This window comes from Dyadobacter psychrotolerans, assembly GCF_004349265.1.
Lineage (GTDB): Bacteria > Bacteroidota > Bacteroidia > Cytophagales > Spirosomataceae > Dyadobacter > Dyadobacter psychrotolerans.
Genome location: NZ_SMFL01000001.1, coordinates 331,915 through 354,215 on the forward strand (window position 1 = coordinate 331,915; position 22,301 = coordinate 354,215).

The following is a 22,301-nucleotide window of genomic DNA, read 5'->3' on the forward strand; positions in this document are numbered from 1 at the left end:
TTAAACTGAGCCGAACCCAATATCTTACAAGATCAACTATTCATTCTTCTGTATCTTTGAAAAAATTACAGACAACCAAACGCATGCAGCTTTTAAAATCAGTTCATCACATCGCCATCATTTGTTCGGACTACGAAAAGTCTAAAAATTTTTACACTGAAATTCTGGGTTTTGATACCGATAGAGAGGTTTACCGGGAGGAAAGAGATTCCTACAAACTTGACCTTTCTTTACATGGACAATACTGTATCGAGTTGTTTTCTTTCCCAAATCCTCCTGCCCGGCCTTCACGTCCCGAAGCATGTGGTTTACGGCATATTGCTTTTCAGGTGAGCAACATTGAAGAAGCGATCAGCCATTTTCAGTCAAAAGGAATTGTAACAGAGCCAGTCAGAATCGATCAGTTCACGGACAGGAAATTTACCTTCTTCGCAGATCCTGACGACTTGCCAATTGAACTTTACGAAATTTGATTGACGCTTCCTGACACAGAATCCAAAATATTCCCTGAACATTTCTAAATATTCTGTTTCATATCTTGAAAAATTGTGACGAACAGTAGACGGACACGTCTATTTCTCAAATTATCACAAACACTATTAAGATTATGAAAAAGTATTTTGCAGAATTTATCGGAACGTTCTGGCTTGTTCTTGGCGGATGTGGCAGCGCTGCTCTTTCAGCAGCATTCCCGCATGTTGGTATTGGGCTATTAGGCGTTTCATTTGCGTTCGGGCTCACCGTGTTATCTATTGCGTATTCGCTTGGTCACATTTCAGGCGCACACCTCAACCCGGCCGTTTCCGTTGGACTTTGGATTGGCGGAAGATTTTCCGCGAAGGATTTGCTTCCCTACATTATCTCACAAATTTTCGGAGGTATTGTTGCAGCCGCTGTACTTCAGTTTATCGTAACAGGCAACGGAAGTGTCATTGGTGATTTCGCAGCAAATGGTTACGGAGAGCATTCTCCCGGCAAATACAGCATGGCCGCTGGCCTGGTAACTGAATTTGTAATGACATTTATTTTTCTGATCGTTATTTTAGGAGCAACGGATAAAAAAAGCTCCATAGGTTTTGCCGGGCTGGCAATTGGTTTGGCTCTTACTTTAATTCACCTGATCAGTATTCCGGTAACCAATACATCGGTCAATCCGGCCAGAAGTATCAGTCAGGCAATATTTGTGGGCGGCTGGGCTTTGGAACAATTGTGGCTGTTTATTATAGCCCCTGTTGCAGGAGCGATTTTTGCTGGAATTGTATATAAATTTCTTAATTCAGAAGACTAATTACGCAGCAGTATTCAGCTGTAAACTTTTGATGTTATTCCCTTCTTGTTTGGACAGTATTTCATAAAATTCTGAAATTCTGTCCAAATGATCTCCCAATACACGACGCGTTTCAGAGTCGCTTTCCAAGTTTGAAACCAACGATTTATAGGACTGAAGTACTTTCTCCCTTCATTCTTTTTCAGATAACCTGCTATCTCTTCTTTTTCCTCAATACCTTTCATCAGATTTTTGTCTGAATTAGTTAAAGACAGCTCTCCCAGATCCTTATCAGTCATAAAACATTTGAAGTAGTCGTAAATCCAGCGAATTTCCTTTTGGAATAATACGGCACTGATATGCCCCTGTGTGAGCATCCTTCTTAAAGGTCCCATGCTATCTTTTCTCAATGCTTCCAGATACAGGTTTTCTCTCCTTTTTTGTGCGCTCCAAAGTGCACTGATTTTTAATACAAACTCACTTGCCTGTGCCTTTTCCATAACCGTCCTCCAAAAGTTGAATATGAAAAATAACTCACAATAATTATGCCCAAAACAGGCTAAAAAGGCACTTTATAGCTTTAATATAAGTTAAAGTTAAATTAGTTACATGCAGTGACAAAAAACTTTATGTTAGCCACATTTTCGATTTTTCTGCGTAATGTAATTGAGGTGTTACTTCCATGGTTCAACCCACAGGAAATGAAAAATGAGATCCTCAAATAGCGTGCGAAAGGCGCTCACATTTTTATACTGTATGGAAACAGCATAACTTTACCGGGTTAATCATAATAGAAAGCTGTATAATCAGTTTTAACAAAGCTTTAAGTTTTACCAGTTAAGAATCCAAGATTGATATGTTTAAACGAATTTCGATATTTTGCCTGCTCCTGACCTGCATTTTCACTTCCTGCCGCAAGCCCGCCTCAACACAAAAAACTGTTACTGCCGAAGCTCCTGCACTAGTAGAAATCGGAAACGAGAAATTCTCCCAGGCAGATTTCCTGGATTCATACGAAAAAAATAAGGCCGCATCCGACTCATCGCGATCATTGACTCCCGAAGAATACCTGAATCTTTACACTGATGTGAAAATCAAGGTGATGCAGGCAAAAAAAGAAGGCCGTGATACGACTTCAGACTACAAAGAAGAAATAAATTCATACTATAACCAGCTGGCCAAAAATTTCCTGGTCGACAAAGCGCTTGTTGAAAAGCTGGCCAATGAGGCTTACAACAGAATGAAACAGGAAGTACGGGCTTCACATATTTTGATAGCCGTACCCGAAGATGCGTCACCGGCCGATACGCTGGAAGCCTACCGTGCTGCAATCGCCCTGCGAGGTCGTTTGGAAGAAGGAGCTGATTTTGGGGAAATGGCTGAACGTTTTTCCAAAGATCCTTCCGCAGTAAAAAATAAGGGAGACCTGGGTTATTTCACTTCTTTCCAAACCATTTATCCTTTTGAAAATGCAGCTTACAGTTTACCTGTCGGCAAAATATCTAACCCGGTACGTTCCAAAACCGGATATCATATTATCAAGGTTATTGACAGACGCGCCAGCAGAGGGATGGTCCGGGTTGCACATATTATGATCCAGGTGGATTCTACCTCTACACCAGTACAGAAAGAACTGGCAAAATCAAAAATCGACGAAGCTTATGCAAAATTACAGGCGGGCAATGATTGGGATAATGTAGTAGAAACATATTCAACAGACAGCCAGTCACGTAAAAATCAGGGGTTACTTCCTATGTTTGGTACAGGACAAATGGTGCCTGAAATCGAAGAAGCAGCATTTAATCTGAATAAAACTGGAAACTATTCGAAACCTGTGCTGACTATTTATGGCTGGCATATTGTGAAACTTGTAGAGAAAAAATCGATAGAACCGTACGCAGCGATGGCATCTTCGTTAAGGCAAAAGGTGGTGACAGACTCACGCGGAAAAGTAATTGATGAAACCAATGCTCAGCGTTTGAGAAAAAAATACACTGTCACCGAATCACCGGAAGCCTGGAAAATCATTTCTGCATTAGCTGACAGCAGTATTTTAACAGCGAAGTGGGACTATGCAAGAGCTGTATCTGCCGACTGGTCTACAACTGTGCTTTTTAATATTGAACAACGACCTTATTACGCTTTGGAATTTCTTAACGCTTTGAAATCGCAGCAAAAAGTAAAACTAAAAGGGTCTTCTCCGACAGTGGTTTTCAGACGATACTACCAGGATTATCTTACCAGCAAACTTTCAGCATACGAAAAAGAACATCTGGAAGAATCCAGTCCTGAATTCCGCAGTTTGATTAATGAAATCAGGGAAGGCGTTCTGTTATCGCAGGTAATGGAAGAACATGTCTGGCAAAAATCCCTGTCAGATTCTCTTGGCCAAAAAGCTTTTTATGAAAAAAACAAAACACAGTTTTCATTTCCAGAACGGGCAAAAGCCAGTCTGATTATGGCTCCGGATACGCAGACCATTAACTCCATTAAAAAAACACTTGCCCAACGCCCTTACCGCCTGGAAAGAAAAGGGAGTGAGTTGTTATTTGCCGAGGGTATCAGCGATCTGAATCAACAGCAGACCGAAGAGATGTTTGATCTGTTTGCAATCATGCAGCGAAATCCGGATTATCTGGTGGAAGTAGCCGGTTACCGTTCTGCTCAGGAACCGGAATCAACTTCGGCAAGCCGGATAAAAAATGTGATTAAATATCTCAACTCAAAAAACATTTCTATCGTTAGAATTATTGAGAAAGATTACGGATCGTTCCGCCCGTCTATGGAACCTGCACGTAACCGCAGAATCGCTTTTCAATTTTACAGTAATTCCCGGAAAGATGTAGAGAAAGTTTATAATTCTGAAACCCCGGAATCCGTTATGATTCAGGAAGGTTATTTTACCAAAGAAAACCCGTTGCTAAGCAAAGTAAAGTGGGAGGCCGGAGAACAAATGATCACAAATAACGGCAAGGCAACCTGGATACGCGTGGAGGCAATTGAACCGCCACGGCTGAAAACATTTATGGAAGCCCGCGGAAGTGTGATCAATGCTTACCAGAAAGAACTGGAAAAACAGTGGTTATCAGGCCTGCACCAAAAATTTCCTGTGAAAGTCAATGACCAGGAATTAGAAAAAATTAAGCGTTAAAACGTATTTTAGCATTTTATTACCGTAACCGTCTTTTATCAGACAAAAAACCCTGCTTAAACAGAAGAACTTAATAATCAATATGAACATAAATAAACTTGTTGCAATCGGTCTGTTTGCAATTTTCTCATTCGGTGTTAATCTGGATGTTTTCGCACAGGGCCAGCAGGGTGTTACAATCGATAAAATTATCGCCCGTGTAGACAACCACTACATTTTAAATTCCGAACTCGAGGAGATGTACGCCAGCTACAAAGCAAGCGGACAAAAAGCTCCGGAAAAATGTGAGATTCTGGAATCGCTTATTATCAACAAAATGCTTCTTGCCAAGGCAGAAATTGACTCCGTAACCGTTGAAGACAAAGAAGTAGACAATGAACTGGATGGTAAGATGGGTTATATGATTCAGCGTTTTGGATCAGAAAAGAACATTGTTGAAGCCTATGGTAAAAGCATTGAAAATCTAAAAACTGAGCTTAGAAATCAGGTAAAGGAGCAGAAAATTGTTGAAAAAATGCAGCGTACAATTACCGGTAACGTAAAAATTACTCCTAGTGATGTGCGTAAATTTTTCAACTCAATTCCAAAAGACAGCTTACCGTATATTCCTGCCGAAGTTGAAATCGGGCACATCGTCCGTGTGGGACAGGTAACCAGAGAACAAAAAGATAAATTGGTGCAGCAGTTGAATGATTTAAAGTCCAGGGCCGAAAAAGGCGAGGACTTTGCTATGCTTGCCCAGATATATTCCGAAGATCTTGGATCTGCCAAATTGGGTGGAGACTTAGGTTTTGCGCAGCGTGGAAAAATGCTTCCTGAATTTGAAGGAGCAGCACTTGCGCTGAAACCAGGGGAAATGTCAAGCATCATCGAATCACAGTACGGTTATCATTTAATCAAACTGATCGAAACACGGGGAGCTGAATACCACGCACGCCATATCCTTTTAAGACCGGATTACAACAAAGGAACTGACATGACCGATGCGCTAAAGAAGCTCGACAGCCTTCGTAACATGATCACCACCGATACACTGTCATTTGCACAGGCTGCACGCGAAAACTCAGAAGATAAAGAAACTTCCGAAGCAGGCGGTCTGCTTCAGGACAGAAATACGGGAATGGGCCGGCTTGCCTTGGATGCTTCCATGGATCCTTCTTTATACTTTGCAATTGATACAATGAAAGTAGGAAGCGTTAGCAAACCTATATCTTTCAGAACCGAAGACGGAAGAAGCGCGATGCGGATTATCTGGTACAAAAGTAAAACAGAGCCGCATACAGCAAGTATCCGTGAAGATTACGAAAAACTTTCGCAAATTGTAATTAATAATAAACGTAACAAGGCATTGGAAGAATGGTTCAAGAAAGCGCAGGGTGATGTATATATCAGCGTAGAACCTGAATTTAAAAACTGTAAAATACTGGACATGGCTTCCGGTGAAGATTCCTGAAGTAACAAGTAGTGCCCCTGAAAACGAGTATCATTTAAGGAAACTAATCAGATAAATTTGTGAAGTACTCATCGGACGTTGAAGCAGCTGAAGCTATGAAAATAGCTTATGAAAAAATCCGTAGTGAAATAGGAAAAGTGATTGTTGGACAGGATGATGTTGTTAAAAAATTACTTACTGCGATCTTTTGTCAGGGACATTGTTTACTTGTAGGTGTTCCCGGACTGGCCAAAACCCTGCTGATCCAGACCATTGCTTCTTCGCTTGATTTGAAATTTAACCGGATTCAGTTTACTCCCGACTTAATGCCTTCGGACATTTTAGGATCCGAGACTTTGGATCAGAACCGGAACTTTAAGTTTATCAGGGGACCTATTTTTGCAAACATTATCCTTGCTGATGAGATTAACCGTACACCTCCCAAAACGCAGTCTGCGCTTCTGGAAGCAATGCAGGAATATTCAGTAACCATTGCAGGAGCCAAACATTCGCTTGACCGTCCATTCTTTGTTTTGGCAACCCAGAACCCGATTGAACAGGAAGGAACATACCCGTTGCCGGAAGCACAGCTTGACCGTTTCATGTTTATGATTCAGCTGGATTATCCTTCTTATGCAGAAGAGGTCAGTATTGTAAAGAGCACAACTTCAGATAATAAATATCAGGTTAAGGAAGTTATCACTGCTGAAGAAATTATGGATTTCCAGCATCTTGTAAGACGTGTTCCGGTTACTGATCATGTTATTGAATATGCAGTGAAGCTGGTACACAAAACACGCCCGACATCGACCCATGCGGTAAAAGACACCAACGATTACCTTGAATGGGGAGCTGGCCCTCGTGCCTCTCAGGCGCTCATTCTGGCAGCGAAGTGTAATGCACTTTTATCAGGAAAATATTCACCGGACATCGAAGATATTAAAGCCGTGGCGCTGCCTGTTCTCAGGCACCGAATCATCAGAAATTTCAAGGCAGAAGCAGAAGGAATTTCAGTAGATGACATCATCGCACGTCTTGTATAATCAGACGAAAACGCATTTGAACAAAATACGAATTTGTGTCAGTCTAATCGGAATGGCACAAATTTTTGTCTTTAGGCCAAATTTTATTTATAAAAATTGATTCGAAATGAACATTCAAGGACAAAATTATATTGGTTATTCCCTCTCCTCCCAAAGCGATAAAACTTTTCAGTCATACCTACCTGCGCAGGATACCAATCTCCCTGAAAAATTTCACTGTGCCACGCCTGATGAAGTAAATAAGGCAATGCAGCTGGCAGAAAAGGCTTTTAACGAACTTGCTAAATTGCCAACCACCAAACGTGCCGACTTCCTGATTGCTATTACTGAGGAGATCATGGCAATTGGTGATGTGTTATTGGAAAGAGCGAATCTGGAAACAGGATTGCCGATGGTTAGATTACAAGGCGAACGTGCCCGTACGATCAATCAGCTGACACAATTTGCCGGACTTATCCGTGAAGGCTCATGGGTTGATGCCAGTATTGATACCGCCGCCCCTGACCGCACTCCTGTTCCTAAGCCGGATTTGCGTAAAATGTTTATTCCCATCGGACCGGTGGTCGTGTTCGGATCCAGTAACTTTCCCTTTGCCTATTCTGTGGCGGGTGTTGACTCAGGCCCTGCCTGGGCTGCCGGAAATCCGGTAATCGTTAAAGCTCATGCGGCCCACCCCGGTGTGAGCGATCTTACTGCACAGGCAATTGTGAAGGCTGCCCAGAGAACCGGAATGCCGGAAGGCATTTTTTCTATGTTGTATGATGATGGTTTTGAGGTGGGTGCTGCCCTTGTAAAACATCCTGCCAGCAAGGCTGTCGGTTTTACAGGTTCATACAAGGGAGGGATGGCATTGTACCGGATGGCTCAGGAAAGAGAGGAACCTATTCCGGTTTATGCAGAAATGGGCAGTGTTAATCCAATAGTCGTTTTGCCGGAATATTTGAAAACTAACGCTGTATCACTTGCCAAAACGCTTGCCGGGTCGGTAACATTAGGCGCGGGACAATTTTGTACAAATCCCGGACTTGTTTTTGTGACGAAAACCGAAGGCCTGGAGACTTTTGAGGAACAATATAAGTCTGAAATAACCAATATCGCACCTGCAACAATGCTTACCGCAGGTATTTGCAAGGCTTTTTACAAGTTGAGTTCAGAGGCTTTGGAGCAGGACAATGTCACCAAATTTGCGGTGTCCGGATTATCATCCGAACAGCAAAACCAGTCTCAGGCTACAATAGCAAAGGTTTCAGGCAAAGATTTTATCGCCAATCCAAAATTACATGAAGAGGTTTTCGGGCCATTTTCGCTACTGGTTGTATGCAGCGATCTAGATGAATTGCAGGACGCACTGATGCATTTGAAAGGTCAGCTGACTGCATCGTTGATGGCTTCGGAAAAAGAAGCAGCGGCCAATCCGGATATTTTGCATTTATTATCAAAAATATGCGGACGGTTTGTCATGAATGGCGTTCCAACCGGTGTGGAAGTTTGTCCTTCTATGTTTCATGGCGGCCCCTTCCCTGCCGCTAGCATTTCGCATTTTACTTCGGTCGGTAGACATTCAATATTACGTTTTGTGAGACCCCAATCGTTTCAGGATTGGCCGGATTCGCTGCTCCCCGATGAATTAAAAAACAGCAACCCGCTTGGTATTTTCAGGTTGGTCAACAATGAAACTACAGCCCGGGCGATTTAACCTAACAAACTATCATTATGGCTACATATCATATTCTAAACGGTGATGCGCTGCTGGATTTTTTTCCTGAAACAATTCTATCGGGTGAAATTATTGTTGCCCGCGAATGCCTTGTCGACGGACCGCAAAACGGTGAAACGCTGGAAGAATTTTGGGAAACCAGAGCCAGCTTTATAGCAGGGGAATATGGTGAAGAAAAAGAATTTTACTTCCTGGATGTTGTCCCTGAATTCAATAAAATTGCTTTAATACCGGAAGGTTCAGAAGTAAATTTATGGTTTGAAGAAGATCTTTTCTGCCAGGTTAACCTTTGGTTTTGTGTTTCACTTTTAACAAGAATTTCAGCTACTTTAAAAATCAACCTTGTAAAACCACCGCTTTTGGATGAAAAGGCTGACTGGCGCGGCTTTGGTGCGCTCGACCGTGACGGACTTGCAAAAGCCTATCAGGAACGGCAGCGACTCACGGCTGGTGAAGTCAAATTACTTTCGGATTTGTGGGTTGCTTACAAAAAACAAAACAGGGCTGAATTGGAAAACCTCTCTGGTATTTATGCCCCACATTTTCCTTTCTTGCATGAAGTGGTCAAGGCTCAGCTGGATCGCTTTTCAAATGACAAATCATCCGGTCGTCCTGAGAAGGTTTTGAAAGAAATCATTCTGGATAAAAAAACGCAGGATTTCAAAACCATTTTCAAAGAATTTGGTGCGCGTGAGGGTATTTATGGCTTTGGTGACTGGCAGGTGGAAAGTCTTTTGAAAAAGATACCAGAATATCAGCCACAAGACTAGAGAACTTCATGCTTACCTTTGTTCCTTAAGTTTTAATCTCAAATAAATTTTCGCCGCTTAAACAAAAACCTATGAACCTTTCAGGATTTATTAAACCATCAAATTTACCACGGTTACTACCAACTGCATTTTTACTGTTAGTCATTTTTACTGCACAGTTTGGCAATAAAAGTATGGCTGCGTCTCCTATTGAAGGAAGATGGGATATCACCATTGATGTTGACGGGAAAGCCTCGCCTTCGTGGCTTGAAGTAAGGCATTCGGGAACCAGCACCCTGATCGGACAGTTCACCGGCATCGTTGGAAGCGCCCGCCCCATTTCCCGTGTTATTTTTAAAGATGGCAAAATGAGCTTCGCCATTCCACCACAGTGGGAAAAAGGAACAAATGACATGACCGTTGAAGGTACACTCGAAGGTGAAAAACTGACTGGAACGCTTACCACCAGCGAGGGAAAGTCATACAAATGGAAAGGTGTCCGCGCTCCGTCTCTGCGCCGTCAGACAGCTCCGGTATGGGGGAAACCAGTTACGCTTTTCAACGGAAACGACATGAAGGGCTGGCATGCAGAAGGAGAAAATCAGTGGATAGCGAAAAATGGTATTCTGCAAAGTCCAAAATCAGGAGCGAATCTTGTGACAGAAACAAAATATGACGATTTTAAACTTCACATTGAATTCCGCATTCCAAAAGGAAGCAATAGCGGCGTTTACCTTCGCGGTCGTTACGAAGTGCAGGTAACTGATAGCAAAGGAATGGAACCTGCATTGGACCAAATGGGAGCTGTTTACGGATTTATCACACCAAGCGAAATGGTTGCAAAAGAAGCCGGTGAATGGAATACCCTCGACATTACTTTGATTGGCCGTTTCCTTACACTTGTTGCAAATGGAAAAACAGTTATTACAAACCAGGAAATTCCGGGAATCACAGGCGGAGCGATCGACAGCAACGAGGGAGAACCCGGACCGCTGCTGATCCAGGGTGACCACGGACCGGTGGAATACAGGAATATTGTAATTACTCCGGCGAAATAGATTTAAAATAAGAAGTTAGGAAGAGTTAAAAAGTTAGCTTGTTGGGATCAGTTCGGCTGGATAACCTACTTCTACTAAAAAAAGTCCTTCGGCCGGTGCTTGTGCGCCGGCTTTTTTTCTGTCCCTGGATTTGATAACTTCTTCAAAATCGGCAACAGTTCTTTTGCCTTTCCCTACTTCCAGAAGCGTTCCAACCAAAGCACGTACCATCCCCCGAAGGAACCGATTTGACTGAATACTGAATATCAACAGATCATCTTCCACGGACCATTCCGCCTGCGAAATACTGCACCGGAAATTATTAACACTAGTATGTATTTTACTAAAACTCTCGAAATCAAAATACTGCAACAATAGCGCAGCAGCCTGATTCATCTTTTCCAGGTCCAGATCGGCCCTCAAAACATAAACCTGATTCATCAGAAACGGATTTTTTATTTTGCTGATCCGATACTGATAACGACGATGGGTAGCCGCGAAACGGGAATTTGTATCTTCAGGAACTGAAAAAATTCTCTGAACAGCCACGTCCCGGGGGATCATGCCGTTGATGTTATACACCAGTTTTTCGGTATCCTGAATTTCATCAAAATCAAAATGAGCAAACTGCTGTTCTGCATGTACACCGGTATCCGTTCTGCTACTGCCCGTCAATTCCAGTGGTTTTCGCAGTATCTTACTCATTGCCTCCTCTAAAACCTGCTGAACTCCCAGAGAGTTGTTTTGCTTTTGCCAGCCATTGTAAGCGGTGCCCTTGTAACTTAGTTCGATAAAATAACGCATGATACAAAAGTAGCTGAATAAGGGAAAATATGAACTAAACATTCCTGAAAGCGAATTTTTCAGCCATCTTAAGGTTTTATTTCCACTGTTATCTTTCCGAACAAAATAAAATATTTCCGGGTTGACAGGAAGAACGTTAACTTTGCTTATCGAAAAATTGTCAGCCAAGTATGATTACGGAAGAAAAAAAAGAAGAGAAGAACCTGAATTTTATTGAGGAAATTATTGAGGCAGACTTACAATCAGGCAAATATGAGCAAATTGTAACGCGCTTTCCTCCTGAACCCAATGGTTATCTGCACATTGGCCATGCATCGAGTATCTGTCTGAATTTTGGATTAACACAAAAATTTCCCGGCTACACCAACCTCCGTTTCGACGATACCAATCCGGTTACCGAAGATACAGAATATGTGGAAAGCATCAAAAACGACATCCGCTGGATGGGTTTTGAGTGGAAAAACGAACTTTACGCTTCCGACTATTTCGATACGCTTTATGAATTCGCACTGAAATTTATCAATGCAGGGCTGGCTTATGTTGATGATTCCACTTCTGAGGAAATTGCTGCATTAAAAGGCACGCCTACTGAACCTGGTAAAGACAGCCCTTATCGTAACCGCAGCATTGAGGAAAATCTGGCGCTTTTCGAGCAAATGAAAAACGGTGATTTCCCGGATGGGAGTCGTACGCTTCGTGCCAAAATCGATATGGCGCATATAAACATGCTGATGCGTGACCCGATTTTGTACAGGATCAAACATGCACATCATCACCGGACGGGAAACAAATGGTGCATTTATCCGATGTACGATTTTGCACATGGGCAAAGTGATTCCATAGAAAATGTGACTCATTCAATCTGTACACTCGAATTTGCACCGCATCGTGAATTATACGATTGGCTGATAGCAAAACTTGAGATTTATCCTTCGCATCAGTACGAGTTTGCAAGACGGAATCTGAATTACACCGTTACAAGCAAAAGAAAACTTTTACAGCTCGTGCAGGACGGACATGTAAATGGATGGGATGATCCGCGGATGCCGACACTGAGCGGATTGCGTAGAAGAGGTTACACACCGGAAAGTATCCGCGATTTCTGTGACCGGATCGGGGTGGCACGTCGTGAAAATATGATCGACGTAGGTTTGCTTGAATTCTGTGTTCGTGAAGATCTGAACAAAAAAGCTTTGCGCCGGATGGTGGTTCTGGATCCATTGAAAGTGTTGATTACCAACTTTCCGGAGGGTGTTATAGAAATGTGCCACAGTGAAAACAATCCGGAAGATATCGCATCGGGTATGCGGGAAATTCCTTTTTCGAGAGAAATTTTTATTGAAAAAGAAGATTTTCTGGAAATCCCGACGAAGAAATATTTCCGCCTGGCACCAGGTAAAATGGTGAGGCTTAAAGGCGCCTATATCATTCAGTGTGATGATTTTGTAAAGGATGAAAACGGAGAAATAACCGAAGTACACTGTTCCTATATTGAAAACAGCAAAAGCGGACAGGATACAACCGGAATAAATGTAAAAGGTACGCTTCACTGGGTTTCGGCACCGCATGCAGTTTCTGTTGAAATTCGTTTGTACGACAGGTTATTTTCAGTTGAAAATGTTTCCGGCGAAGAAGGAGATTTTAAAGATTACATCAATCCCGAATCATTGAGTATCATTACTGGTTATGCAGAACCAGCTTTAACCGATACAAAACCAGGCGAGGCCTTTCAGTTTTTACGCAAAGGTTATTTTGCAACCGATACAGACAGCAAAACCGAAAAACCGGTGTTTAACCGAACTGTGACACTTCGTGACAACTGGGCGAAAGCTGCGGAGAAGTAATTTTTTTTAGAAAAATTCATCAATAATTTTTATTACCGGTCTGATGGCGAAACAGCCGTCGGACGGATAATAAAAAGATAGAAGAAAAGGCCAAAGCACTATCATAAAGCACGCAGAGAAAATCTTTGCGTGCTTTACTTTTTCTCACCTTCCTTTGCATGAAACAACAACAGCTCCCACAAAATATAATTAGAATGCCTTTAAATAAACTTGCTTGCAATTGAGTTAGCACTTATCTTTGCGGAATAATTTCCACGTTTCAAACAAGGCTTGCAGTGATTATCTCGAATGAATTGTTCAGTACTTCTAAGGGTTACAGCTTTCAGTGTGACAAGAGTTCAAGAATTGTAGTGAATTTCGGTGAGATGGAAGCTTCATTCCGTATCCTGGACTTCCTCAATTTCAGAAGGTTCATTAACAAAATAGACATCCGCAGCAAAATATTTGACCTTTCCGACGAATCTGATTATGAGTTCGTTGAAGCCCCTCAGTTAAATATTTACCAAAAACTTACCCTCTGTGAACTGATTCAATTACGGGATCTGGTAAACGGCACGCATTTTGCCATTGAATTAAATTCAATGTTGCATGAATTGCTTTATCAGGAATCAGAATTAGTCTAAATAGCTCATTCCCTTCATTTTAGACCAATTCCAAATTTCAACGTATACGTTGGAATCGTGAACTTTCATGTGATATTTGTGCTTAGTAATTGAAAGCAGTAACAATATATAATCATGAGAGACCTACTTAGACAACGTACTTCTTTAAAAGAAGAAATAGAGATACTTTTAAACAACCAGGTTAAAATGGAAGCGGAAGCTTCTTCTAAATATTTAGCCATGGCTTCCTGGTGCGACCGCAACGGGTACAAAAACAGTGCTGCATACTTCCTGAAACAATCGGACGAAGAACGTGGCCACATGCTGAAAATTTTCAACTACATCATGACCGTTGGCGGAACTGCAATCTCTCCGGAAGTTGCTCCTGTTAAACAGGAATTTGCCTCTTTCAGAAGTGTTTTCGAAGCAGCTTTGCAAAGCGAGATCAGCGTGACTCAGTCTATCAACCGCATTGTAACACAAAGCCGCAGAGAAGAAGATTACGGTACTGAGAACTTCATCCAGTGGTTTGTAAACGAACAAATCGAAGAGGAAGATAACGCTCGTCGCGCCATCGAACTTTTCGACGTAATTGGCGAAGAAGGTACAGGCCGTTACCACATCGACAAAGCAATTTTAAAAATTAGCTCTGAGAGCTAATTCTGATACAGATTTTTCATAGAAGAGCTGCTCCCAAAGGCAGCTCTTTTTTTATGCATTCTGTAAATACTTCCTGATACGCTTGTAATTGAATTGTATGCAATTTAATTTTGTGCAATTAATTAACGATATGGAATTATTAAAACTCTCTAATCAGCTTTGCTTTCCACTTTATGCATTATCACGGAAAGTAACCAGCCATTATCTCCCTCTGTTGGAGAAAATGGGCCTCACCTATCCTCAATATCTTGTCATGCTTGTGCTTTGGGAAGAAAATTCACTCTGTGTGAAAGAATTGGGATGTAAACTTATGCTGGATTCAGGTACACTTTCACCTCTTTTAAAAAAAATGGAAGACCGTAATCTGGTTACACGCCAGCGCCAAAAGGAAGACGAGCGTGTGGTAATTATTTCTCTTACCGAAGCTGGCGAAAACTTAAAAGAAAAGGCATCCGCAATACCGGAAGAGATTAAATGCAGCTTACAGCTTTCTTATCAGGAACTGGATCAGATGCGAACGCTGGCAAAAGGCATGCTGGATAAAATCAACAACCTGGAATTAATAAGAAGTAATTAAACAACAAATAAATAACCACAAATGGTAACTGCAATATATACTGCTGCTGCGACAGCAACCGGCGGAAGGAACGGCAAAGTTGTTTCTTCGGATGGCGTTTTAGAACTGGAAGTAAGAACACCAAAAGAAATGGGTGGTGCCGGCGGGGCTTACACCAACCCGGAACAACTATTTGCTGCGGGTTACGCGGCTTGCTTTGACAGCGCGCTTTCCCATGTAATAAGAGCCACGAAAGCTAAAACAGGAACAACGAAAGTTACAGCCCAGGTAGGTATTGGCAAAAATGAAACTGATGGTTTTGGATTGGTGATCACATTGGAAGTTAATATACCGGATGTTGAACAATCCGTTGCTGAAGAACTTGTTGCAAAGGCACATACGGTTTGCCCCTACTCCAACGCAACCCGCGGTAATGTGGAAGTGACTTTGAAAACAACTATAAATAGTTAGTGAGTAATTAGAGTTGTAGTTACATAGAGAGCCACGGATTTTTTTCGTGGCTTCTCTTTTAAAGGCTAGTGTTCAACATTAGTTATCAGTGAGTAAACTTCTGTATCAACAAATTTACCTTCAGAATAAAAGGCCTGTTTAAAATAAGCTTCTTTTTCAAAACCATTTTTTAATAAAACCTTCGCTGACTGGCTATTTTCAGGATTGATTTTCGCTTCAATGCTATGCAGATCCATTTCCTGAAAACCATAATCTACAACTTTTCTGATCGCCTCGTTCATGATTTGCTTTCCCCATTGGTCAGGATGTAAAATGTAACCGATTTCTGCCCGGTAATTTGGTCTGTCTATTTTATGAAAACCAATGGTTCCGACCAGCCCGGTATTCTCACTTTTGAGCGTGATTCCCCACGTAATACCAATTTTATCACGTACGTTCTCCTGATAAGCAACGATTAATTGCTCCGCCTCCCAGAGCGTTTGCAATGTTGGTTTTCCGATGTATTTCATCGCCTGCGGGTTTCCTCTCAGTAAAAATATGTCTCCGGAATTTTCCCAAGTCAGCGCATGCAGAACAAGCCGCTCCGTTTCGAGCACCGGGAAAGGGTCAAATCTTAAAAACAACATCTATATCAGAAGTTAAAGAGAAGCAGTACCAACTCTCTAATTTACAAACCGGAACACTACAATTGGCGTTTATTGAAACTTCTTTTTTATGACCGGTTAGGCTCCAGGTTGCTACCGGTAACGGCGTTCCCAGATTTTGTACCAGTTTTTGTTAGCAGGATATTTTCGGTGTGCGGCGCGGTTGTTGACCAGCAGTGCTACCAGCAGAAGAATGATCACACCTGAAAGCACCGGACTGAACACGTAAAGGTAACCAAGACTCGTAATTTTTTCAGATCCGATGTTAGCGATTAGCGCTGTGGCTCCTCCAGGCGGATGCAGCGTTTTGGTTATTTGCATAAACACGATCGATAATGAAACGGCAAATGCGGATGAAAGCCAGATTTCATTTGGAATGATATAGTGAACCGTTACACCAACCACGGCGCATATGACGTGTCCCCCAATTAAATTTCTGGGCTGAGCAAGCGGGCTGTTTACAATTCCGTAAATAAGAACCGAGGAAGCACCAAATGAGCCAATCAGGAAAACGTTATCGGTAACACTGAAACTTTCTTTATTAATAAAACCGATTAGGGCAATACCGAGAAAGGAACCTACAAAAGTCCAGAAATGATCCTTAAAATCAATCAGTGTTTCTTTGTAAATCACATAACGCACCATGCGCACATGTTTTTTCAAACGTTTTCTCAAAACTTAAAATAATTACATTTTCTTTCTTTTAAAGAACCCGACCGGAACAATTATGGTTGTTTCTTTAGGAGATTATAACAAAAGTAAGATTTAGAAAAATCAATTGAGGCATATCCTATTATAAACAGACAAATTATAAACAGACAAAGTTAAATATTATCAGCAGCCCGAATAAAATATTGGTATAGCTTTTGTGCCAAATTATATATTGGTAGTATTGCGCAGGCTATCACAGCACTTCATGAATTATTTAGACGAGTTTAAGAAATTTCTTTCCAGCCATTATCTTTCAACCGGTGTTCGGTTAACACTGGGAGCGGTAATTCCCAGCCTCATTTTTCAGCATTTTGGCATTCTGAGCGACATGATTGCCTTCCCGCTGGGCACTTTGCTGATTGGAAGTACTGATAACCCCGGCCCATTTCACAGAAGAAGAAATGCACTTGCAATTGCGATCGTAATGTGTTTTGCGGTTGCCTGTATTACAGGATTTCTTCGCCATATCCACTTCATTGTTTTTGCCGAAATTATTGTTTTTGGTATGTTTTTTTCCCTCATCGGTGTTTACGGAAACAGGGCAAACAGCATCGGTTTGATATCCCTGTTGGTTTTTGTTTTTAATATCGACGACCACATGAGCGGAGACGCCGTATTAAGAAACGCGCTTATTTTTTCCGCGGGAGGTGTCTGGTATCTGATTTTATTTCTTGTCATACAAACTTTACGGCCTTACCTGCTCATACAACAGCTTTTAGGTGAAAATTTTACTGAGCTCGGCAAATTCCTTTCCATAAAGGCAGGATACTATTTTGCCAAACCGGATTACGATGAGCTGTTCACGCAGATGATCCATCAGCAGGTTCTGCTCAGAGAAAATCATGAACATTTGCGTGAAATTATTTTTAAAACCAGAGAGTTTGTAACCGAGTCAACCAACAAAAGCCGGGTATTGATGCTGATGTTTCTAGACAGTATTGACCTGTTTGAGCGAATTTTAAATTCTCAGCAAAATTACACCAACCTGCACCGCGCCTTTGACGACACCAAGGTCCTTAGATTATTTGGCACATACATCAACTGGCTGGCTGCTGAGATTCAGCAGATTGGTCTGGCCATACAGGGAGGCTACTCTTCGCGGCCAAAACGGGATCTTGATGAAGCCTTTAACAAATGCCAGGCGGCTTTTGAAAGAGTAAGACAGGACCGCATGACGCACGAAAACATGGAGGATTATATCATGCTGCGTCAGATTCTGAATAGTTTACAGGATATTACCGAACGCATTAAAAAACTTCATCGCGCAACCACATATGATGCAGAAATAAGCAAAGACCATAAACTAAATGTAGGGGTCGATAATTTTGTACCAAAACAAGAGTACGAACCACAGACTTTGCTGGACAACCTGTCACTAAAATCAAGTCATTTTCGCCATGCGCTGCGCATTACATTGGGGCTTCTCATTGGATATGCTGCATCTTTGTTTTTCGATTTCGGGCATGGGTATTGGATACTGCTTACGATCGTAACCATCATGAAACCTGCTTTTAGTATAACGAAACAACGTAATCTGTACAGGATCGCAGGAACACTGGTGGGTGCGGTTTCCGGGTTTCTTATACTTTATCTTATCAAAGATGGTACCGTTCATTTCGTTTTAATGATGCTCGCCATGATTTTGGCATATACCTTTCTCAAAGTCAATTATTTTATTGCATCTGTGAGTATCACATTATACGTTTTGCTTTGGTTTAACTTTTTAAACCCGGCGCATATCACGGCCGTTTTGCAGGACAGGGTGATTGATACTGTAATTGGCTCGGTAATTGCCTATTTCATTTCATCCTATGTTTTGCCGGTTTGGGAACATTCGCAAATTAACCAGTACATCAAAGAGGCTTTACAGGCAAATCGGAAATATTTTGATATTGTGGCAGCGAAATTCACTGGTAAAAATCTGGACATTAACGATCTGAAAGTTACCAGAAAAGATGCGATCATTGCGCTGGCGAACCTATCTGACAATTTTCAAAAGATGCTGTCCGAACCGAAACGGCAACAGTTGAAAATGGAAGAATATCACCAGTTTGTTGCCACCAGCCATATGCTAACTTCCTATGTTGCATCGCTTTCAACTTACGCCCAAAATAACATCCAGACCGAGTTTTTCACGGAGTTTGAATTGATGATCCGCCAAATTGACCGACAATTTCAGGCTGCGGAGGATGTGGTAGATGGCAAACTGCACGGCAACCTTGAAATTGTGCGTGAGTCGCTCCCGCAAAACCATCGTCTGGCTGAACTGCTTATCAAGAGAAAAAAAGAAATACGAGAACTGGGAATTGAAAAGTCGGCACAGTCGCCCGCAAGAAAGGTTTTGTCAGAATTAAAAACGATAAATGGTCTCTTTGAACTGATCAGCACCATTACCATCGATGAAATTAAAATATTACAAAAAGTAGCACCTGTTAAAGTTTAGTAAAATGTTATCCGGAACTGAAAGAAAAAATATCACCGTTGGACTATCCGTCGCCATTGTTTTGAAACAAGATCAGCGAACAGGAAAACTTACACGCGGAATTGTAAAAGACATCCTGACAAAGTCACCCAACCATACTCATGGCATAAAAGTACGTTTACAAAACGGCGAAGTGGGCCGCGTTAAAGAAATTGGCTGACAAACTTATTATTTTCATTTACCAGTTTAGATAAATAAAAGATCAAAAAATGTCCTCAAAATTATTTTCTCCTATACAGTTTAAAAGCATCACATTAAAAAACCGTATCGTCGTATCTCCCATGTGCCAATATTCATCAGAGGATGGATTTGCCACGGATTGGCACCTGGTTCACCTGGGTAGCCGAGCGGTTGGCGGTGCAGCGCTGATTATTTCAGAGGCAACCGCAGTTTCAGCAGAAGGACGAATTTCTCCGGACGATCTTGGTATTTACAAAGACGAACACGTTGAAAAATTAAAACAGATTACTGATTTTATTGAAGCTCAGGGTTCTGTTGCCGGAATTCAGCTTGCTCATGCGGGAAGAAAGGCCAGCACTTATTCGTCCTGGAAGGGACACGGTTTGGTACCAGTGGATAACGGTGGCTGGAAAACCCTTGGTCCGTCCGCGATTGCTTTCAGCGATAAATACGACACGCCTTTGGCAATGGATGAATCCGCTATTCAGAAAGTAATCGCTGATTTTGCCACCGCGGCATCACGCGCTTTGGCCGCCGGTTTTAAGGTAATCGAAATACATGCAGCTCACGGATATCTTGTTCATCAGTTTTTATCTCCATTGAGCAACCAGCGTGAGGATGAGTATGGTGGAAGTTTCGAGAACAGGATCCGCCTTTTGTTAGAAATTATTGATTCCGTCAAAACCGTATGGCCTGAACATTTGCCAATATTTGTCAGAATATCAGCTACCGACTGGGCGGAGAATGGCTGGGATAAGGAGCAGTCAGTTAGACTGGCAGACACACTGCTGGAAAAAGATGTTGATTTAATAGATGTGTCCACTGGCGGATCGGTTTCGTATGCCAAAATCCAGGTTGGGCCATCTTACCAGGTTCCGTTTTCGGCAGAAATAAAGAAATTTACAGCAATGCCAACCGGCGCGGTGGGCATGATAACAGATGCAAAACAGGCGGAAAGTATACTTGAAAACGGCGAGGCCGATTTAATTATCATGGCAAGAGAATTCCTGAGAGATCCTTACTTCCCGCTACACGCGGCAACAGAATTGGGTGATGACCTTACCTGGCCGGTTCAGTACGAAAGAGCAAAACCAACGAAATAGTCTCTATTTCTCTATTAGTCCGATTGCCTGTTGAAGAATCAGATTGATCTTTTCAACAGGCAGATCTTTTTCAGGATCCATGTAAAAGATCTTCATTTTTGTTCGATTGTCTGAAACCAGTTCCGGATGATTTAGCAAATAGCCGTCAACAATTCCCAGATAGGGCAGTTTTGACTTTTTGTCAGTCCATAAATAACAGAAGCGTTTTGTCTTTTTACCCTTCGTAATACAATAAAATGGCATTTTGTAAGACCAGATCTCAGATATCTCACCGGACTGATTTAGGATAATCTGCCTTAAAGCCAGCAGACAACCGCTTAAAGGCTTTTCCTTACTATAGAAATAGTTATCTGCTGCGGTCACCTTATAGTTATTTTTGTTTACACTCCTGTTCGTTAAAAAGCCAAATTCACACTTATTTCAAACAGTGAACTCCCAATTCATATCTTTGTGTTGAAATTACAGATTATGTTGAATCCGCGTATCAGCCTTGTTATTGGTGTTTTAAGTATCAGTATTTTTCCTGTTTTGGTAAAATGGGCACCGGTCTCAGGCATCAGTTCTGCATTTTACAGGATGTTCATCGGTTTTATCTGCCTGCTGCCTTTTGTACTGGTTAAGCAAAATTTACAAATACCTTCCCGCTCACAATGGCTGCGAATTTTGACTTGTGGTATTTTATTTGGAACCGATATTGCTGTTTGGAATTTATCAATTCATTATTCAAACGCAACCCAGGCCACGTTGCTTACCAACTTATCGCCCGTTTGGGTGGGTATTGGATCCTTTCTGTTTTTAACAGAAAAACCAAAATTACAATTCTGGATCGGAACAATAATTGCCATGGCGGGACTTGTCGTTTTAATCGGTCCTGATACTTTCCTGAATATGCAATTTGATAAAGGGTTTATGCTGGCAGTTTTGTCAGGAATGCTTTATGCAACGTATATGCTCATCAGCAAAACAGTCCTTAACCAGATTAGCATTGTCAGTTTTATGACTTACAGTATGGGCGTCTCCAGTTTGTATTTGCTAACTATCTGTCTTTTTACAAATCAGCCCCTATGGAACTTCACTCCAGCGATATGGAGCATTTTTGCTGTTCAGGGTGTGATCTCACAGTTACTTGGATGGCTTGCGATTAGCTACGCGGTTAAAAAACTGGATGCAGAGCGCGTTTCGCTTAGTTTGCTTAGCCAGTCTGTTGTGACCGGACTCATAGCCTGGGTTTTTATTGATGAGGTAATAACGATTCAAATGATTATTGGCGGAATTGTCATCCTCTCTGGCATAGGAATAACTTTTAAAAAGCCTAAATCGACCCTCCACGCCTAGCTAAATCTTTCCAATCAGGAAGATGTAAGCCACAACGGCCGTTGATGCAAAAATAAAGTGGCCAAGAAATAATGCGGGAATGTAATCTTTCAAATCTATTTTGGGTGGAAAAGGATGAACAGCAACAAATGTAAACCAAAAAATAACTGCAAATGTCCCGCTCAGTAAACCGAGCAGCAGGCCGTTCCAAAAACCCGGCTCACCTACTCCGAACATCCACAAAACGTGATAACAATACGCAAAAAAAATCCCGACCGCATAGTGCGCCAGGATTCCGACAGCTATTGCAATCCGGCTGTCGGAAAGATGGCCATCATCCGTAGTCTGACAGGTAATCATCGTTCCGAGTACCCGGGCCACCGGCATTACCTTGGTTGTAAGAAATGTGAGACAATACATCGACAGCGTCATTACGGCGGTACCGATAATGCCGGATAACACAATTATTTTTATCCATTCATTTGCCGGAATAAGTTGCTGACCCATAATTTCTGCTATTCAAATTACTTTTAC

At 41.9% G+C, this 22,301-nt stretch carries 23 protein-coding genes; 17 read left to right on the forward strand and 6 right to left on the reverse strand.

Annotation, left to right across the window (positions count from 1 at the left end; genetic code table 11):
* Positions 1 to 83: 83 nt before the first annotated feature.
* Positions 84 to 473 carry an SMU1112c/YaeR family gloxylase I-like metalloprotein gene (gloA2, locus tag E0F88_RS01510; RefSeq protein ID WP_131956794.1) on the forward strand — a complete coding sequence of 130 codons (390 nt, stop codon included), beginning with the start codon at positions 84 to 86 and terminating at the stop codon, positions 471 to 473.
* 113 nt (positions 474 to 586) lie between these two features.
* Complete coding sequence (aqpZ, locus tag E0F88_RS01515) at positions 587 to 1,288, forward strand: aquaporin Z (RefSeq protein WP_262709858.1); 702 nt, start codon at positions 587 to 589, stop codon at positions 1,286 to 1,288.
* A gap of 14 nt (positions 1,289 to 1,302) precedes the next feature.
* Here aqpZ and E0F88_RS01520 read toward each other — a convergent pair whose 3' ends face one another.
* Positions 1,303 to 1,767, reverse strand: coding sequence for a hypothetical protein (locus E0F88_RS01520; protein WP_229213641.1), 465 nt, complete (start codon positions 1,765 to 1,767; stop codon positions 1,303 to 1,305).
* A gap of 356 nt (positions 1,768 to 2,123) precedes the next feature.
* Here E0F88_RS01520 and E0F88_RS01525 point away from each other — a divergent pair, with 356 nt between their 5' ends.
* From E0F88_RS01525 to E0F88_RS01550, 6 genes are all read left to right on the forward strand, one after another.
* Positions 2,124 to 4,418 carry a peptidylprolyl isomerase gene (locus tag E0F88_RS01525; RefSeq protein WP_131955968.1) on the forward strand — a complete coding sequence of 765 codons (2,295 nt, stop codon included), beginning with the start codon at positions 2,124 to 2,126 and terminating at the stop codon, positions 4,416 to 4,418.
* An 82-nt stretch (positions 4,419 to 4,500) separates the two neighbouring features.
* A complete protein-coding gene (locus E0F88_RS01530) occupies positions 4,501 to 5,871 on the forward strand; it encodes a peptidylprolyl isomerase (protein WP_131955970.1) in 1,371 nt (456 codons plus the stop codon).
* 59 nt (positions 5,872 to 5,930) lie between these two features.
* A complete protein-coding gene (locus tag E0F88_RS01535; protein ID WP_131955972.1) occupies positions 5,931 to 6,893 on the forward strand; it encodes an AAA family ATPase in 963 nt (320 codons plus the stop codon).
* A gap of 106 nt (positions 6,894 to 6,999) precedes the next feature.
* The gene (locus E0F88_RS01540; RefSeq protein WP_131955974.1) at positions 7,000 to 8,589 is read left to right on the forward strand and encodes an aldehyde dehydrogenase (NADP(+)); all 1,590 of its coding nucleotides are present in this window, start codon (positions 7,000 to 7,002) and stop codon (positions 8,587 to 8,589) included.
* A 17-nt stretch (positions 8,590 to 8,606) separates the two neighbouring features.
* A complete protein-coding gene (locus E0F88_RS01545) occupies positions 8,607 to 9,380 on the forward strand; it encodes a DUF1835 domain-containing protein (RefSeq protein WP_131955976.1) in 774 nt (257 codons plus the stop codon).
* A 71-nt stretch (positions 9,381 to 9,451) separates the two neighbouring features.
* The gene (locus E0F88_RS01550) at positions 9,452 to 10,417 is read left to right on the forward strand and encodes a 3-keto-disaccharide hydrolase (protein WP_131955978.1); all 966 of its coding nucleotides are present in this window, start codon (positions 9,452 to 9,454) and stop codon (positions 10,415 to 10,417) included.
* 33 nt (positions 10,418 to 10,450) lie between these two features.
* Here the strand turns inward: E0F88_RS01550 and truA are convergent, their stop codons facing one another.
* Positions 10,451 to 11,200 carry a tRNA pseudouridine(38-40) synthase TruA gene (gene truA, locus E0F88_RS01555; RefSeq protein WP_131955980.1) on the reverse strand — a complete coding sequence of 250 codons (750 nt, stop codon included), beginning with the start codon at positions 11,198 to 11,200 and terminating at the stop codon, positions 10,451 to 10,453.
* Between the two features lie 170 nt (positions 11,201 to 11,370).
* Between truA and E0F88_RS01560 the strand changes: the two genes are divergently transcribed.
* The 5 genes from E0F88_RS01560 to E0F88_RS01580 all read left to right on the forward strand — a co-directional run bounded on the left by E0F88_RS01560 (position 11,371) and on the right by E0F88_RS01580 (position 15,333).
* On the forward strand, positions 11,371 to 13,044 hold the full coding sequence (locus tag E0F88_RS01560; RefSeq protein WP_131955982.1) for a glutamine--tRNA ligase/YqeY domain fusion protein: 1,674 nt from the start codon (positions 11,371 to 11,373) through the stop codon (positions 13,042 to 13,044).
* Between the two features lie 275 nt (positions 13,045 to 13,319).
* Complete coding sequence (locus E0F88_RS01565; protein ID WP_131955984.1) at positions 13,320 to 13,667, forward strand: hypothetical protein; 348 nt, start codon at positions 13,320 to 13,322, stop codon at positions 13,665 to 13,667.
* 114 nt (positions 13,668 to 13,781) lie between these two features.
* Positions 13,782 to 14,306, forward strand: coding sequence for a ferritin (locus E0F88_RS01570; RefSeq protein WP_131955986.1), 525 nt, complete (start codon positions 13,782 to 13,784; stop codon positions 14,304 to 14,306).
* 130 nt (positions 14,307 to 14,436) lie between these two features.
* Complete coding sequence (locus E0F88_RS01575) at positions 14,437 to 14,883, forward strand: MarR family winged helix-turn-helix transcriptional regulator (RefSeq protein WP_131955988.1); 447 nt, start codon at positions 14,437 to 14,439, stop codon at positions 14,881 to 14,883.
* Between the two features lie 21 nt (positions 14,884 to 14,904).
* Positions 14,905 to 15,333, forward strand: a complete 429-nt coding sequence (locus E0F88_RS01580) for an organic hydroperoxide resistance protein (RefSeq protein ID WP_131955990.1) — start codon at positions 14,905 to 14,907, stop codon at positions 15,331 to 15,333.
* Positions 15,334 to 15,398: 65 nt separating this feature from the next.
* Here E0F88_RS01580 and E0F88_RS01585 read toward each other — a convergent pair whose 3' ends face one another.
* Together E0F88_RS01585 and E0F88_RS01590 are read right to left on the reverse strand one after the other, a co-directional pair.
* Positions 15,399 to 15,959, reverse strand: a complete 561-nt coding sequence (locus E0F88_RS01585; RefSeq protein ID WP_131955992.1) for a GNAT family N-acetyltransferase — start codon at positions 15,957 to 15,959, stop codon at positions 15,399 to 15,401.
* 111 nt (positions 15,960 to 16,070) lie between these two features.
* Positions 16,071 to 16,652 carry an HPP family protein gene (locus E0F88_RS01590; protein WP_310589671.1) on the reverse strand — a complete coding sequence of 194 codons (582 nt, stop codon included), beginning with the start codon at positions 16,650 to 16,652 and terminating at the stop codon, positions 16,071 to 16,073.
* Between the two features lie 241 nt (positions 16,653 to 16,893).
* Here E0F88_RS01590 and E0F88_RS01595 point away from each other — a divergent pair, with 241 nt between their 5' ends.
* The 3 genes from E0F88_RS01595 to namA are packed head-to-tail and all read left to right on the forward strand — an operon-like array spanning position 16,894 to position 20,453.
* On the forward strand, positions 16,894 to 19,131 hold the full coding sequence (locus tag E0F88_RS01595; RefSeq protein WP_131955994.1) for an FUSC family protein: 2,238 nt from the start codon (positions 16,894 to 16,896) through the stop codon (positions 19,129 to 19,131).
* Between the two features lie 4 nt (positions 19,132 to 19,135).
* Entirely contained in the window at positions 19,136 to 19,330 is a 195-nt protein-coding gene (locus E0F88_RS01600; protein ID WP_131955996.1) for a YwbE family protein, read from the forward strand.
* Between the two features lie 49 nt (positions 19,331 to 19,379).
* Complete coding sequence (namA, locus tag E0F88_RS01605; RefSeq protein WP_131955998.1) at positions 19,380 to 20,453, forward strand: NADPH dehydrogenase NamA; 1,074 nt, start codon at positions 19,380 to 19,382, stop codon at positions 20,451 to 20,453.
* 3 nt (positions 20,454 to 20,456) lie between these two features.
* On the opposite strand, the gene E0F88_RS01610 is transcribed toward namA, so the two are convergent.
* Positions 20,457 to 20,816, reverse strand: coding sequence for a DUF1801 domain-containing protein (locus tag E0F88_RS01610; RefSeq protein WP_131956000.1), 360 nt, complete (start codon positions 20,814 to 20,816; stop codon positions 20,457 to 20,459).
* A gap of 105 nt (positions 20,817 to 20,921) precedes the next feature.
* Here E0F88_RS01610 and E0F88_RS01615 point away from each other — a divergent pair, with 105 nt between their 5' ends.
* Positions 20,922 to 21,788, forward strand: a complete 867-nt coding sequence (locus E0F88_RS01615) for a DMT family transporter (protein WP_131956002.1) — start codon at positions 20,922 to 20,924, stop codon at positions 21,786 to 21,788.
* Here the strand turns inward: E0F88_RS01615 and E0F88_RS01620 are convergent, their stop codons facing one another.
* Complete coding sequence (locus tag E0F88_RS01620) at positions 21,789 to 22,274, reverse strand: hypothetical protein (RefSeq protein WP_131956004.1); 486 nt, start codon at positions 22,272 to 22,274, stop codon at positions 21,789 to 21,791.
* Positions 22,275 to 22,301 lie beyond the last annotated feature (27 nt).